Below are 14917 nucleotides of genomic sequence, written 5' to 3'. Positions count from 1 at the left end.
ACGCTACATGGATGTAGCTTACTAAGAGAATGCAGGAGCACATTCTCCTGAACAACCATTCTCTTCAATCAATGCCTTGCCTCTAAGCCTTTTAATTCTCGCTGAGTGGGAAAGAACTTAATCAAATTGGTATTAATCTCTTATCATCGCAATATGCGGAATACCATCTTCAAGGTACATCGCTGACACTTGTTCAAAGCCATGCTTAGCGTAGTACGTTTTTAAATGTTGCTGTGCTGATATTTTAATAGGCTCATTAGGAAAGTACTGCTGACACAAAGTTAACCCTTTAGTTAATAGCTCATGACCTAAACCGTTACCTCTAGCATGGGTAGCGGTAACCACTCTGCCAATACTTATATGCCTAGGGTAACTTTGTCCTTTGGCTAAAATACGCAAATGAGCTACAAGTTGTTCACCTTTAGCGTTGGTCATATCCGTATTTTGGTAGCCGAGTAAATGAATGGTTTGTGAATGCCGGTCTAAGCAATCGTTTTCTCCATCTAAATCAGGATAAACACAGTTTTGTTCAACAACAAAAACATCGGCACGTAGTTTTAACATGTCATAGAGTTGTTCAAGGGATAACTGTGAAAATTTTTTATGACGCCATGTTACTTTACTCATATTCGCTAATTAATATACGTTGTAGTTGATAAACTTAAACCCTATAACAAAAAGGCATCCGTGTATTAATAAAATTATACACGAATGCTCTTAATTGCTAATACTTAATAGGTACGTTTAATACTTACTTTTGATGACGTTTTTGTAGTACTTCCATTACTTCTGAAAGTTCAATTTTTTGGTCTTTTAGTAATACTAGCGTATGGTAAAACAAGTCAGCGCATTCACCTAAAAAGTCATCTTTAGTTTCGGCAAGTGCAGCAATTACGACCTCAACACCTTCTTCTCCAACTTTTTGGGCAACTTTATTAGTACCGCGAGAAAGTAAGCGTGCTGTGTAGCTTTCTTCAATTGGATCGCTTGCTCGTTTATCAACAAAGCGTTCTAAGTGACTTAAAAAGTTTTGTTGGCTTAGTTGTTCCTCAGGGAAACAAGAGGTCGTATTTAGATGACACGTTGGTCCGTTTGGATTTGCCGCTATTAATAAACAATCTTTATCACAATCAGCAAGTACTTGGGTAACATCAAGGGTATTGCCAGAGCTTTCGCCCTTCATCCATAAGCGTTGCTTTGAACGACTAAAGAAAGTGGCTTTACTGGTATTTAACGTAGCGGTTAATGCTTCAACATCCATAAAACCTTGCATTAATACCGCACCTGTTGCCGCATCTTGAATGATGGCAGGTAACAAGTTGTCCATTTTTTCCCAAGCGAGATCTTTTACGTTGTCTAAAGTTACAATCATGTTGTTGCTTTTAATCCTTTTCTTTATGCGTTTTCAGTAGACGAGCCAATATTAGTGCTCTCATTAAATTTACGGTCTAATAGCTACTTTGTTATCAATTAAGTATTGTTTGAGTTCATCCATCGGAATTATACCTTTATGGAAAACACTGGCAGCTAGGCCGCCATCTACATCTGCTTGCTGGTAAACATCTTTAAAATGCTCCATAGCTCCTGCACCGCCAGAGGCTATTAATGGAACGTTACAGACGGCACGCGCTTGTTTTAATTGCTCAATATCGTAACCATTACGAACACCATCTTGGTTCATACAGTTTAATACTATTTCACCTGCGCCACGTTTTTGTACTTCTTGGATCCAATCAAAGGTTGTCCAGCTCGTTTGCTGCGTGCGCGTTTCATCACCGGTAAACTGGTAAACTTCATACTTACCCGTGTCTTTGTTGTAAAAGCTGTCTATACCAACAACAATACATTGTTGCCCGAAAACATCCGCTAAACGGGTAATTAAGCTAGGATCAGCAAGAGCAGGGGAGTTGATACTAATTTTATCAGCGCCCATCATCAATATTTCTTTAGCATCGGCTTCGCTTTTAATACCACCAGCTACACAAAAGGGAATATCAATTACTTCGGCAATACGACTAACCCAGCTTTTATCTACAACGCGGCCGTCAGAGCTTGCGGTAATATCGTAAAATACTAACTCGTCAGCACCTGCTTCAGCGTATTTTTGGGCAAGTGGTACAATATCACCGATAATTTCATGGTTACGAAATTGCACGCCTTTAACCACTTTGCCATCTCGAACATCAAGACAAGGGATAATTCTTTTAGCTAGCATTACTTATCACCTTCAGTATTCGATTGAGGCCAACAAGCAATGGCTTCTTCTAGAGTAAACTTACCTTCTAACAAAGAACGACCTAAAATAACACCACTAACGCCGGTAGGTATTAGTGCTTTAATGTCATCTAAGCTGCCAATGCCACCTGATGCTTGCCAATCGATATCAGGATACTTTGCACAAACTTCTGTGTACAAATCAACATTAGTACCTGTTAAGGTGCCGTCTTTGCTGATATCAGTACATAATATATGCTTAATGCCAGCATCTTGGTACTGTGCTAATAAATCTTCTAGGTTCACACCGCTGTCTTCAATCCAACCGTGTGTAGGTAGAGTTTTGTTGCCCTGGGCATCAATTTTAATATCTAAGGCTAAAACAATTTTTTCACTGCCGTACTTTTTAAGCCACTGGGTTACAAGTTCAGGTTGTTTAATTGCTAAACTACCAATAACAACACGGTTTGCGCCAAGGTCTAATAATTGTTTTACGTCATCTTCACAACGCACGCCACCGCCTACTTGAATGATCATTGACGGGTGATTAACTACGGTTTTTAAGGTTTCTAATTGACGTTTAGTACTGTCTTTTGCGCCGTCTAAATCAACAAAGTGCATGACCGTTGCGCCTGCATCAGCGTAAGCTTGCTGACGGTCTTGTACAGTGTATTGGTAATTTGTTTTTTGTGCGTAATCGCCTTGATACAAGCGAACAACTTCGCCACCGATTAGATCAATTGCTGGGATCATCATAATTATTATTGCTCCTGCTTTTTATTAGAAAGAACGAGCACTTCAGCGTCTAGTTCAAGAAAGTTTTGGATAATTTTACTACCTAGTGCGCTTGAGCGTTCAGGATGAAATTGACAACCAATAAAGTTATCTTTTGCAATTGCTGCTGAAAAAGCGCTGCCGTATTCACAGCTGGCAATAGTATATTCACTAATTGGCGCAGCAAAACTGTGTACAAAGTAAAAGTAATCACCTACGGAAATACCGTTGAAAATAGGGTGGTCGCTAACTTGCGTTAGTGTGTTCCAACCCATGTGCGGTAGCCTATTATTTTCTGCTTTTAATGGCTCAACTTTGGTAGGAATTAAGTTTAAACAAGGTACTAGCTTTTCGCTGTCGCCCTCAGTCGATGTTTCTGTCATTAACTGCATACCTAAACAAAAGCCTAATACGGGTTGTTTTAAACTTTGAAGTACGTCGATTAAGTTTTTCGCTTGAATATTTTCCATGGCGTGTTTAGCACTGCCAACACCCGGGAAAATAACTTTTTTAGCTTGTTTAATTAACTCAACATCGTCAGTGATTACTACGTCAAAACCTAAACGTTCTACCGCAAATTTAACTGATGATAAGTTAGCGCAACCTGTATCGACAATAACGTTTGTTGGTAAAGAGATCGCTGTTGTCATTACAAGGTACCTTTTGAACTTGGCATTGCATCGCCTTCAACTTTAATCGCTTGACCTAGCGCACGACCAAACACTTTAAATAAACTTTCAACTTGATGATGACAGTTACCTTTGCTGGTTGATAAATGTAATGAAATTAACATTGAGTCAGCAAGTGAACGGAAGAAATGTGGCACCATTTGCGTAGACATAGTACCCACTTTATCGCTAGTGAATTCTGCGTCAAACTCTAACCATGGGCGGCCAGATAAATCGATAGCACATTCTGCTCTACATTCATCCATTGGGATAACAAAACCAAAACGGTTAATACCGCGCTTGTTACCTAAGGCTTCACGTAATGCTTGTCCTAAGGCTAAAGCTGTATCTTCAACACTGTGATGATCATCAATGTGGTAATCACCGCTTACTTTACAATCTAGTTGGAAGCCGCCGTGTGTCGCTATTTGATCTAACATGTGATCAAAAAAGCCTAAGCCAGTATCGATTTGGCTGCCACCGGCTTTGTCTAAATTAACGGTTACCGTAATATCAGTTTCTTTAGTGGTACGAGTCACGGTAGCAACACGAGGTTGTTCTAACTGGTTAATGATTTGCTCGCTAACTTGTGCCCAATTTAAAGTTTCGCGATCATATTTAATACCAACGATACCCATATTCGCCGCAAGGCCCATATCGGTTTCTCTGTCGCCTATAACGTACGAGTTAGTAAAATCGACGCGACCTTGTTGTAAGTATTCACTTACTAAACCAAGTTTAGGTTTACGACAGTTACAGTTGTCTTCTTCAAAATGAGGACAAAGGAGAACGTCTTGAAAATGAATACCTTGAGAAGTAAATATATCCATCATTTTGTCATGAGGTAAATCGAAGTCTGCTTGTGGAAAGCTATCTGTGCCTAAGCCATCTTGGTTTGAAACCATCACTAACTTGAAGCCTTTTGCTTGTAGTTTTAGTAGTTCAACAATAACGTTAGGCTCAAATACTAGCTTTTCTAGCGTATCAAGTTGCTTGTCTACAATTGGTTCTTCAACAAGTGTTCCGTCACGGTCGATAAATAATATTTTCTCTTGGGTATTACTCATAAAATAAAATGCTCTTCATTATGTTTGTAACCTAGCTATTTATTTCAAGCTAGCATTAACGTTACTTAAGTGTTTCTAATAGCTGTTTTAACTGTGATATTTCGGCTTCACTGCCAAGACTAATTCTCAGACAATTTTCAAGTTGTACTTGCTTAGATTGGTCACGAATTAAAATGTTGTTCTCTACCAATAAATTAAATACGGTGTCTTTCTCGCTTAAGTTGTTACAACGAAATAGTACAAAGTTAGCGTCGCTTGGGAAAACTTCACAGCACCATGCTTGTTGCTCAAGCCAGTCATTTAATTGTGCACGTAATGCATTAGCGCTGTTTACGCGGGTTTGCATAGCCGCTAAATCATTAGTTAATGCTTGGCTAGCAATTTCAGCGATAGGCGCTGGCACAGGGTAAGGCGCAATTACTTTACTTAATAAGGTAATAACCTCATTACTAGCTAAAGTAAAACCGCAACGTAAACCTGCTAAAGCAAAAGCTTTTGATAAAGTTCTTAATACTATTACGTTGTCGTATTCACTAATTAACTTGGTATTGATTTGCTCAGCAGAGAAATCTTCAGATGTGTATTCATAGTATGCTTCATCTACCACTACCATAGCGCTATCGGCAAACATCTCGATAACTGCTTTAATTTGGCTTTGCGGTAGGGTATTACCCGTTGGGTTACCTGGTGAACATAAAAATACTACTTTAACGTTACCCACTTGGGCTTTTAAGCCTTCAAGATCTAGTTGGCATTTAGTTTCTTCGTTATTAGTGACGGTATTAATTAAAGGGACTTTAACAACATCAGCACCATGATTTTCAGCACTAATTGCATACATACCGTAAGTCGGCGGACAAATGAGCACGCTGTCTTGGTAAGCTTTACAAAAGCTGCGAATAATTAATTCAATACCTTCATCAGCGCCACGTGTTGCCAGTATGTTGGTTACGGGTAATTGGCAATAATTACTGTAAGCGTTTAATAACGCTTGCGGCTGAAAGTCAGGGTAGCGATTAATATTTTCGCTATTTAACTGGTACTTACCTTGACCCGGTGCTTCGTTAGCATTTAGCCATGTTTTACTGTTAGCTTGTGCATTATCACCGCTAGCAAAAAGACGACGAGCAGATTGGTATGGCACCATATCTACTAATTCTTCTCTTGCTAATTTTTTAATTAAAGCATCAATGCTTGAAGCATTGTTAGCAGTCGAACTCATGCTTATTTACCTTCTTCTAAACGGATAGTTACTGCACGTTGATGTGCATCTAACCCTTCAGCGTCAGTTAATTCAATAATACATTCTGACAAGCTAGTTAAGCCCGCTTTAGTGATTTCTTGTACGGTATAACGACGAGAAAAATCAGCTAATGATAAGCTTGAAACTACCTTTGAATAGCCATAGGTTGGTAATACGTGGTTAGTACCACTCGCGTAATCACCCGCAGATTCTGGCGTGTAAGCGCCGACAAAAATTGAACCGGCATTACGTAAAACTTTTAATAACGTTGGCGCATCTTCAGTTTGAATGATTAAATGCTCAGGACCGTACAGGTTAGACACTTCAACAGCTTGAGCTAAATCTTTAGTTAATATTAAACGTGATTGCGTTAACGCTTTTTGTGCTATTTCAGAGCGCGATAATAAAAGAACTTGTTTATTAAGTTCTTGTTCTACAGCTTTAATTAATGTTTCACTATCACTTAATAAAATAACTTGGCTGTCTACGCCGTGCTCAGCTTGTGATAATAAATCAGCAGCGATAAAGCCTGCATTTGCATCTTTGTCGGCTAACACTAACACTTCAGATGGGCCAGCAGGCATATCAATAGCAAAGCCAGCAACTTTTTGTGAAAGCTGTGTTTTAGCTTCAGTAACATAACGGTTACCGGGACCAAAAACTTTATTTACTGCAGGTATAGATTCGGTACCATAAGCAAGAGCGGCAATCGCTTGCGCACCACCAACGGTATAAATTTCAGTAATACCACAAAGGTCGGCAGCAACTAAAATTTCATCCGCTAATTCACCGTTTTTATCTGGAGGACAAACAAGTACCACGCGATCACAACCGGTAATTTGTGAGGGAACACCTAACATTAATACCGTTGAAGGTAATGGTGCAGAGCCTGCTGGGATATATAAACCAACACTTTCAATCGCTTCAGTTTTTAACGTACACTTTACGCCAGGTGTTGTTTCAACCGTGATATCTTCAGCTTTTTGAGCAAGATGAAATGAACGAATTTGCGTGTAAGCAGTGTTGATTGCTTTTAAGCGTTTTTCACTTAACGCAGATTTTGCTTGAGCTACTTGTTCAGCACTAACTGCTAAAGTTTTCAGTGCTATACCATCAAATTGCTCGGTTAATTCGAGTAGAGCTTGATCACCTTGGTTTTTTACGCGCGAAATAATATTAGCAACTTGTGTTGATAATAACGCACTGTCAGCAATAGCAGGACGCGCTAATGCTGTTGTTTGTTGTTGCGGTGAAAGCTCTTGCCAATTGATAAGCTGATTTATCATAATTCTGTCTCGACCCTGTCTCAGTTCTACCAAGTCGACCTTGGTATTAATATTTCTGAAGTATTACTTATTTGTACTTTTTACGTTGATTATTCGCTAAGTCATTATGACTTCTGCAAAGCCGTCAAGTTGTGAGTTGCCTGAGCTTAGTATACTAAGTGATGGTAACGAACAACGCCGACAATGCAGCAGAAGTCTTAATGATGACGCGAATTAGCCCATCATTTTTTCGATTGGCATAACTAGGATAGAGTGACAACCTAGTGCTTTTAATTTTTCCATGGTTTCCCAGAAGAAAGTCTCAGTTGCTACAACGTGTACCGCAACCATATCGTCACGACCAGCTAGTGGTAAAACCGTTGGCGTTTCTGTACCAGGCATAAGCTTGCTTACTTCTGCAATTTTATTCACTGGCGCGTGTAGCATAATGTACTTGCTTTCTTTGGCTTTCATTACGCCGTAGATGCGAGGTAATAAAGTATCTAAAATTGTTTGTTTACCTTCACATAATGAATCGGCACGTTGAATTAAAGACGCTTTTGAGCGGAAAACTTCAGCTACTTCTTTTAAGCCATTCGCTTCAAGTGTTGCACCTGTAGAAACTAAATCACAAATACCGTCGGCTAAACCAACGCGAGGCGCAACTTCAACAGAGCCTTTTAATAAACAAAACTCAACGTTAATGCCGTTCTCTTTAGCAAAACGTGTTAATAATTGCGGGTAGGTTGTTGCAAAACGTAAACCGTCTAAACATTGTAAACCTGTGTATTCAAACTCTTCAGGCATAGCGATAGAAAAACGACAGCCGCCGAAATCTAATGTCGTGGTACGAATATAATCTGACTTACTACCAATAAGTTGACGTTCTAACTCTTCTTCTTCCAAAGTGTTGTCACCAACAATGCCTAAATCACAAACGCCATCCATAATTAAACCAGGGATATCGCTTGAACGTACTCGCATAATATCAATAGGCATATTACTTACATGAGCCAATAATCTTCTATCGCTCAAGTTGATCTTTAATCCACAGCGCTTTAGTAATCCCTGGGTGTCATCACTAAGGCGACCTGACTTTTGCATAGCAATGCGTAAACGTGGCTCTGATGTACTCATTATGTTAATTCCTATCGTTAAATCTTTAATTTTTTATGTAGATAAATATACAATTCTCATTTCGCTAAAATGCGAAAAACCCCCGAGAGAGTCGTGACTCTTTCGGGGGTTTAGCAATTACGGTTACTTAGATTAAGAGTTTGTATTATGCTATTTTTAAACCACTGAAAGGCCACTTGCCCTTCGGTAGTTTACTTATTAAGTAAACCTGAACGGGCTAGTTGCGATGATGGTGGTGATGATGTCGATTCAGGTTAATGTTCATTTTCAAAAGTCTCTAGTAGTGAGTCATTCAATTACTGATATTTTATACTATTTAGTTTTAAATTATCAGTGCTAAAAGTAATTTGTTTTAATAACAAGTGATTTACTTATGTTTAAGGTAAATATCTTGCTGCAATGACAAATACACTACTGTTAAATTTTACTCTCTGCAAGCAATAAATAAACATTCTTTATTGCTATTTGTTATATCTAAATTACTTTAAGTTATTACTCTAAATTTATGTGTTGAAAAATTAAAATAATGAGAGATTAATACTATTATTTAGTTGTTTTTGACAGTTCATTAAGCCTTAATTGCTCTAATTTTGCATATAAATGTTCAGTGAAAAAACCGTGCATTAAAAACCGTTGTCCTAAGTTCCAAGGACCTAGCAAGTATTGAGGGTATTTATTGTAAGCATATTCGGAAAGGTTTGGTTCGCCAATAATACGACCGATCCTTATGGCAATAGACTGATCTAAATTAAAACCGTTGATAGCGTCTCGATATTCATCTCTTTTCAATAAAAAACAAAATAAACACATAAATAGGGCGTGTGATGTTTCAAAGTCGAGTATTTGTGTTTTTTTTCTTTCTATTGAAAACTCATCCATCTTAATAGCTTGCCAACTAGACCAGTGTAACTGTTCAGCTTGGCTATCATTTGTATTGCTTTTACCTAACTGTATAAAACATTCAAATAATTCTTCATCATGATTCACAAAGGTATTACTTAACATATCGTTAATGGTTTTAGGGTAGAGATTGACTCTGTGGTCGTTGTCTGTGTTTTCAGCTAAAAAATTGAGGATATTTGATTCAGTGGCAAAGTGTCTTAATATCAAAAAATTCGCTTCAGGTGAAACAAAGTGGGTACAAAACCAGCAAATGGTTTTCTGTAGAAATTGATGAGCACTAAATTGTGGTAGTGGTAAACGTTTTATAAACCACACAATATGCAGCAATGCCGCAAAAAATAATTGTAGTATTGGTCTTAATACCCAGCGAAAACTATTATCAAGATCTTTCAACCACAAGTTAACGGCTTCTTCCTCTATTGGCAGTGAATCATCATGACGTATTGCTTGTAAATACTTACTCGGCAGTTTACTCGTCATTATCCACCTCTTCTAATTGTAATTTATATAATTTAGCGACTACTTTGGCTGTGCGAGTAATATTTTCAATATTTTTCTCTGAAGTAGCCACGCGGTCTATTAACTTATACAGCTCTGCTAAATGATGCTCGTCATTTTCACCGTGATAATCCATGAATGAGGTTGCTGATTGATCAAAGGTAAATTGCTCATTAATGCACTTAGACCATTTTAACGCCATTTTATTGCCTAAGCCTTCAATGATCCACATGGCGCCTATTAAATCAATCGGGTTAGGTTGGCTGGCGCGATACATTAAAAAACCATGTAATGCTTCAGAGCCCATGTTTTTCTTGGCCGATTGTATGTCTTCAACGTTACCGCCAGTAGCGACATAATCTTGCTCTAACAGTAAGTAATCTCTATGTTCTTCGCTTGCATGACCAATAACTATTGATCTAATGTCGCTGTAATCTCTATCAAAACTTGAGGCGCTTCGGCTTATCCAACGTGATCCTTCAATAACCTGCTGGCGTAAATTAAGTAGCAATGTTTGATAGTCTTCAAGGCTTAATCTGCCTTGCTCTAGTCGTTTTACGACTGGAACATTATTAAGTGAGAAATCAAAATCTAACCAGATTTTTAATAATGACTGTAAACATTCCTGACCTAAAGGGGTTAGTACTTTATTTTCCATGTAAAATTACTCCGCAACAGTTAAATGCATATAAGCACAGTTAAATCGGCCACTTTCAGGCACCATACAAAAAATAGTTTCGCCAACTTTTAAATCATGTGTGTTGATAAACTCATCCAACATGATGAATATAGAGGCGCAACCGGTATTACCGCGTTGATATAAGTTGGTGTACCATTTTTCTTCAGGAATACTCGCGCCTGCAGTTTCTAGCATGTCGAATATTTTACTTTTAAAATATTTAGACGAAAAATGACAAAGTACATGATCAATTTTATCGGTATCAACATGTTTTTGGGATATTAACTTTAAGAAACCTTGTACGCCAACAGCAACGATGTTGTCTAACAACCTAACATCTTGGCGTAATAATAAAGCACCAGCTCTTTCTGCTTCGCTATAGGTTGCATAATCTTGCCAAGTTTTGTGATCTTCATCTTTGGCTTGACCAACAGACATACACACAGGAAAAGCATTGGCATGTGAGAAACTTTTTATCCAATCAATTTTCAGGCTTTTACCTGTTGGTCTAGATTGGTTTTCTAACAATAGAGCGCCAGCGCCATCTGATAACATCCAACGTAAAAACTCAGCATTAAAATCAACGTCGTTATTTTCAACCTGCTCATATCGCGTATGTTTAAATAACCGAGAGGTTAGCTCACTAGCAACCACGAGAGCATTATCGTGATCGTCACATTTTATTGCATTGAAAGCGGTTTTAAGTGCCATCATACTGCTTGAGCAAATACCATGGCTGGTACTTAGCTCTATTTCAGAAATGTTTAAAGCGGCCTGAACCATACTACCAAAACCGGGTAAAACGTTATCACCTTGGCTAGTTGCACAACTTAACATTTTTATTTTATTGCTAGAAAGATAGCTGTTGTCGATACAGTTACGACCCGCATTGGCAGCCATTTCACTATTTGATATTACAGTTTCTTGTGCAGTGTTAATGGCATAATGACGATGTAAAATGCCATTAGATTGAAGAATTTTCTTTTTTAATCGACTTTTTTTACCATGAATTAACCCTAAAACCTCTTCAATTTCGTCATTATTAATGGCTTTTCCGGGTAAAAAATGACCAGTACTATTGATATAAACGTCCACTTACTTTCCTTTTTTTAAATAAGCTTTTAAGCAACGTATATTTTCTTCTGTGTAAGGGAATATACATAGTACCGCCATGAAGAGTAAATAATACGTTAGGTACCCTGGTGTTGCATGTGGCTCATCAAGTAAAGTAAGTGACATGTTACCAGCCCAGTCAAAAGTAATGAGCTGTAAAAAATGGTCCCAATTAACAATAATAATTGACGTTAGCATGTACAAAGGCAAAGAGCCTAAGTAAGTATGGGCGTGCATTTCCCAGATAGATATTTTACGCAGTGGTGTGGCGTATCGCACATCACAGTGAGCAACAACCTCATGTGAAATCCAGGTGATAATACAAATCAATAAAATGAGCACATTCACATTAAATACTAGGCACAACACAATAGGAACCCCCATTTGTAGTCCCATCAATGAATGCATTAATGATTCTTTAATACCTGTATTTTCCTCAATTTTTGTAGCGCGGTGGCAGCACCAATCAGCAAAACCAGCAATTCCCCACAGAGGCAAAAATAAATATAACATGACATTTATTAATAATACTGAAGTGTCCATTTCTAAGTGTTCCTTTTGTTATTAGGAGCAGGAGTCTACTAAAATAAATAGTGAATATAAAGAGATAGTTATTTCAACTCTAGCGGGTGAAAAATATGATGTTGACAATTTTTTTTGTTTTAGCGGTATCGTAATTAATGCCCATATTATTAACGATAAAGTCAGTAAATATACTTAAATCAAAGATATTGGCCTTGTTTCAAGTTTATAGTTATATTGCCGATAACAGGTTATAAATAGAGTATAAACACTTTTTTATCATTAACTAAATAGTAACCTAGGATGAGGAGGGCTAATGGATATTTTTACCACGCAATTGGCGCAAGTAGTGCAGCGCCCCATTAAACCAACGGACTTTAAAGTGAAAGCATTACTTAAAGAGTCGGCTAGCAGTAAGTTGAGTCAAGATTCTGATCACCTTGAAAATCATAAGTATTATTTAAAAAGTGAAGATAAAGAACATCAGCAGAAAAGGGAACGGTCACTCAAAGAGCCGAATAAGATAAACGATGAGGTTAATGAATCTCATGACGAAAATAGCGAAGAACAGGTTGATAATCACAACATTACTGAGACTCATAGTATTGAAGAAATAACCTATGAAAAACATGGTAGTGAAGTGAATATTGAAAAAAATAATGAAGATGAGGATGATGACACTAAGCACTTAGATCTTTATGCTTAAGCCGTAGTTAAGTATACTCACCATATCATTTTTTCTTTCCCGTCTTACATGACTGAAATTACAACTGGCACTTTAAGTGCTAACATTGCTAATCAAAGTGCGACTAAAAGCGTTAATGAGGTCAGCCATGCTTTTTCTGAAAGTGGCGCCTTAGCAAAGGCCATTCAAGGGTTTTCTCCACGGCAAGCGCAAACTGATATGGCATTAGATGTTGCTCATGCTATTGAAAATGAATCATCACTGATTGTTGAAGCGGGCACAGGTACAGGCAAAACCTTTGCCTATTTAATTCCTGCATTCTTATCATTAAATCCTAAAGTACCTAAAAAAATTGTTGTTTCTACAGGAACTAAAAACCTGCAAGAGCAACTCTTTCATAAAGATATCCCATTAATTAAAAAAGCTTTAGCTAGTAATGCGCAAGTAGCGTTACTAAAAGGCCGTGCAAATTATTTATGTAATTATCGCTTAGCGCAATATCAAGACAGCCGTGGTCAACTTGATGCACAAATGTTGCAAGATTTAGTCAAAGTAAAAACGTGGGCAAATGGCACGCAAAGTGGTGATATTGGCGAGCTAGTGAATGTAAGTGAAGATTCACCTATTTTCCCTTTTGTTACCAGTACGTTGGATAATTGCTTGGCAAGAGATTGTCCTAATTATGAAAGCTGTCATTTAGTTAGGGCGCGTCAAAAAGCCAGTGACGCTGATATTATTGTGGTAAACCATCATTTGTTTTTTGCCGATATGGCGTTGAAAGACACTGGTTTTGGTGAACTTATTCCGAAAGCACAAGTGATGATTTTTGATGAAGCCCATCAAATAGGTGATATTGCCAGCGAGTATTTTGGTGAAGCATTTTCTAGTAAGCAACTTGTAGATTTATGTACCGATGTTTTACAAGTACATCGAAGCAGTTTGACTGATGTAAAGCAGCTTGGCCTGGCAGCTGAAAAACTACAGAAAACTTGCCAAGAGTTTCGGTTATTATTTAATTACGATCCTGAGCGTGGTAACTGGCGTGAAAAACATAAACAGCCACAATTTCAACAAAAATTTGCCAACTTAAAAACGGATTTAGACTTTCTTTATCAAGTGATTAAACTGTGTATTTCAAGAAACGAAGCGATAGATAACTGTTTTGACCGCGCAGTAAACTTGCTGGCGCAATATGAAGTCATGACTAATGTTGAATCTTTTGGTATGAGTTTTTGGTATGAAACCACGCCGCGCAGCGTCACTTTACATCAAACACCGTTAACCGTTAGTGATAAATTTAATACGGTAGTGAAAGAGTCAGGCGCAGGTTGGATTTTTACTTCGGCAACGTTGGCGGTAGATAATAGTTTTGATCACTTTTCTAAGCACTTAGGATTACAAGGTGCTAGGCAACTTATGCTTGATAGCCCGTTTGATTATCAAACACAATCACAACTTGTTGTACCGCGCTACTTACCGCAAGCTAATGATAAAAACCGCGCTTTAAAATTAGCTGAATTAGCTGAGCCGTTAATTAAAGCCAGTAAAGGAGCGTGTTTTATGCTTTTTACTAGCTATAGAGTAATGAACCAAGTGGCCGAAATATTAGCTTCGAGTATTGATAATCCATTACTTGTGCAAGGGCAAATGGCAAAACGAAAGTTACTTGAACAATTTATTGAAGCAGATAACGCAGTATTACTGGCCACAGCCAGTTTTTGGGAAGGCATTGATGTACGTGGTGACAAACTCACTTGTGTTATTATTGATAAACTACCGTTTGCCTCTCCTGATGATCCATTACTGCAAGCCCGTTGTGAAGATGCTAGACGACAAGGCGGTGAGCCATTTAGCCAAATTCAATTACCACAAGCGGTTATCGCTTTAAAGCAGGGAGTAGGGCGACTTATTCGTGATGTTAAGGATCGCGGGGTAATGGTGATTTGCGATGACAGATTGGTGAATAAGCCTTACGGTCAAACCTTTCTGAAAAGTTTACCTGATATGAAGCGCAGCAGAGATATTGCTAAAGCAGCAGAGTTTTTGGAAAGTCTCACGGAATAATTGTGAACTTTTTAAGTTAGAGGTTAACTAATCTGATGAACTCGGCTTAATAATGTCTAGCCTACAAAAAACGAGCCCAAAGACT

Annotated in this window: 15 protein-coding genes; 2 read left to right on the top strand and 13 right to left on the bottom strand. The window is 38.0% G+C overall.

Going from position 1 to position 14917, the window contains the following annotated elements; genetic code table 11:
* Positions 1-132: 132 nt before the first annotated feature.
* The 13 genes from KO502_RS16530 to KO502_RS16470 form a co-directional block, all read right to left on the bottom strand.
* On the bottom strand, positions 133-627 hold the full coding sequence (locus tag KO502_RS16530) for a GNAT family N-acetyltransferase (protein ID WP_216023680.1): 495 nt from the start codon (positions 625-627) through the stop codon (positions 133-135).
* Between the two features lie 124 nt (positions 628-751).
* On the bottom strand, positions 752-1372 hold the full coding sequence (gene hisIE, locus KO502_RS16525) for a bifunctional phosphoribosyl-AMP cyclohydrolase/phosphoribosyl-ATP diphosphatase HisIE (RefSeq protein WP_216023679.1): 621 nt from the start codon (positions 1370-1372) through the stop codon (positions 752-754).
* Positions 1373-1441: 69 nt separating this feature from the next.
* Positions 1442-2215, bottom strand: coding sequence for an imidazole glycerol phosphate synthase subunit HisF (gene hisF / locus KO502_RS16520; protein WP_216023678.1), 774 nt, complete (start codon positions 2213-2215; stop codon positions 1442-1444).
* Entirely contained in the window at positions 2215-2970 is a 756-nt protein-coding gene (hisA, locus tag KO502_RS16515; RefSeq protein WP_216023677.1) for a 1-(5-phosphoribosyl)-5-[(5-phosphoribosylamino)methylideneamino]imidazole-4-carboxamide isomerase, read from the bottom strand. Before hisA ends, hisF begins: the two co-directional genes overlap by 1 nt.
* Before the next feature lie 5 nt (positions 2971-2975).
* Positions 2976-3638: an imidazole glycerol phosphate synthase subunit HisH gene (hisH, locus tag KO502_RS16510; protein ID WP_216023676.1), complete on the bottom strand. Its 663-nt coding sequence runs from the start codon at positions 3636-3638 to the stop codon at positions 2976-2978.
* The gene (gene hisB / locus KO502_RS16505) at positions 3638-4723 is read right to left on the bottom strand and encodes a bifunctional histidinol-phosphatase/imidazoleglycerol-phosphate dehydratase HisB (protein ID WP_216023675.1); all 1086 of its coding nucleotides are present in this window, start codon (positions 4721-4723) and stop codon (positions 3638-3640) included. The genes hisH and hisB overlap by 1 nt, the downstream gene beginning before the upstream one ends.
* A 61-nt stretch (positions 4724-4784) precedes the next feature.
* Entirely contained in the window at positions 4785-5945 is a 1161-nt protein-coding gene (hisC, locus tag KO502_RS16500) for a histidinol-phosphate transaminase (protein WP_216023674.1), read from the bottom strand.
* Positions 5946-5947: 2 nt separating this feature from the next.
* Positions 5948-7252, bottom strand: coding sequence for a histidinol dehydrogenase (gene hisD / locus KO502_RS16495; RefSeq protein ID WP_216023673.1), 1305 nt, complete (start codon positions 7250-7252; stop codon positions 5948-5950).
* Positions 7253-7465: 213 nt separating this feature from the next.
* Positions 7466-8368 carry an ATP phosphoribosyltransferase gene (gene hisG, locus KO502_RS16490; RefSeq protein ID WP_216023672.1) on the bottom strand — a complete coding sequence of 301 codons (903 nt, stop codon included), beginning with the start codon at positions 8366-8368 and terminating at the stop codon, positions 7466-7468.
* A 543-nt stretch (positions 8369-8911) separates the two neighbouring features.
* Entirely contained in the window at positions 8912-9751 is an 840-nt protein-coding gene (locus tag KO502_RS16485) for a hypothetical protein (RefSeq protein WP_216023671.1), read from the bottom strand.
* Positions 9741-10427 carry an iron-containing redox enzyme family protein gene (locus tag KO502_RS16480; RefSeq protein ID WP_216023670.1) on the bottom strand — a complete coding sequence of 229 codons (687 nt, stop codon included), beginning with the start codon at positions 10425-10427 and terminating at the stop codon, positions 9741-9743. The genes KO502_RS16485 and KO502_RS16480 overlap by 11 nt, the downstream gene beginning before the upstream one ends.
* A gap of 6 nt (positions 10428-10433) precedes the next feature.
* Positions 10434-11543 (bottom strand): beta-ketoacyl-ACP synthase III, encoded by a 1110-nt coding sequence (locus KO502_RS16475; RefSeq protein WP_216023669.1) that lies wholly within the window; start codon positions 11541-11543, stop codon positions 10434-10436.
* The gene (locus tag KO502_RS16470) at positions 11544-12104 is read right to left on the bottom strand and encodes a diguanylate cyclase (RefSeq protein WP_216023668.1); all 561 of its coding nucleotides are present in this window, start codon (positions 12102-12104) and stop codon (positions 11544-11546) included.
* Positions 12105-12399: 295 nt separating this feature from the next.
* Between KO502_RS16470 and KO502_RS16465 the strand changes: the two genes are divergently transcribed.
* Positions 12400-12789: a hypothetical protein gene (locus KO502_RS16465; RefSeq protein ID WP_216023667.1), complete on the top strand. Its 390-nt coding sequence runs from the start codon at positions 12400-12402 to the stop codon at positions 12787-12789.
* A gap of 48 nt (positions 12790-12837) precedes the next feature.
* Complete coding sequence (locus KO502_RS16460) at positions 12838-14832, top strand: ATP-dependent DNA helicase (RefSeq protein ID WP_252730820.1); 1995 nt, start codon at positions 12838-12840, stop codon at positions 14830-14832.
* Positions 14833-14917 lie beyond the last annotated feature (85 nt).

It is taken from the genome of Colwellia sp. E2M01 (assembly GCF_018860585.1).
GTDB lineage: Bacteria > Pseudomonadota > Gammaproteobacteria > Enterobacterales > Alteromonadaceae > Colwellia.
The sequence above is the reverse complement of the archived record's forward strand: the minus strand, read 5'-3'. Positions and strand labels throughout refer to the sequence as shown.

Bases quoted from the DNA above. Each gene is read 5' to 3' on its own strand.
- KO502_RS16460 (WP_252730820.1), top strand. From the start codon at position 12,838: ATGACTGAAATTACAACTGGCACTTTAAGTGCTAACATTGCTAATCAA.
- KO502_RS16485 (WP_216023671.1), bottom strand. From the start codon at position 9,751: ATGACGAGTAAACTGCCGAGTAAGTATTTACAAGCAATACGTCATGAT.
- KO502_RS16465 (WP_216023667.1), top strand. From the start codon at position 12,400: ATGGATATTTTTACCACGCAATTGGCGCAAGTAGTGCAGCGCCCCATT.
- hisC (WP_216023674.1), bottom strand. From the start codon at position 5,945: ATGAGTTCGACTGCTAACAATGCTTCAAGCATTGATGCTTTAATTAAA.
- hisA (WP_216023677.1), bottom strand. From the start codon at position 2,970: ATGATGATCCCAGCAATTGATCTAATCGGTGGCGAAGTTGTTCGCTTG.
- KO502_RS16530 (WP_216023680.1), bottom strand. From the start codon at position 627: ATGAGTAAAGTAACATGGCGTCATAAAAAATTTTCACAGTTATCCCTT.
- hisH (WP_216023676.1), bottom strand. From the start codon at position 3,638: ATGACAACAGCGATCTCTTTACCAACAAACGTTATTGTCGATACAGGT.
- KO502_RS16480 (WP_216023670.1), bottom strand. From the start codon at position 10,427: ATGGAAAATAAAGTACTAACCCCTTTAGGTCAGGAATGTTTACAGTCA.
- hisF (WP_216023678.1), bottom strand. From the start codon at position 2,215: ATGCTAGCTAAAAGAATTATCCCTTGTCTTGATGTTCGAGATGGCAAA.
- hisB (WP_216023675.1), bottom strand. From the start codon at position 4,723: ATGAGTAATACCCAAGAGAAAATATTATTTATCGACCGTGACGGAACA.
- hisIE (WP_216023679.1), bottom strand. From the start codon at position 1,372: ATGATTGTAACTTTAGACAACGTAAAAGATCTCGCTTGGGAAAAAATG.
- hisD (WP_216023673.1), bottom strand. From the start codon at position 7,252: ATGATAAATCAGCTTATCAATTGGCAAGAGCTTTCACCGCAACAACAA.
- hisG (WP_216023672.1), bottom strand. From the start codon at position 8,368: ATGAGTACATCAGAGCCACGTTTACGCATTGCTATGCAAAAGTCAGGT.
- KO502_RS16470 (WP_216023668.1), bottom strand. From the start codon at position 12,104: ATGGACACTTCAGTATTATTAATAAATGTCATGTTATATTTATTTTTG.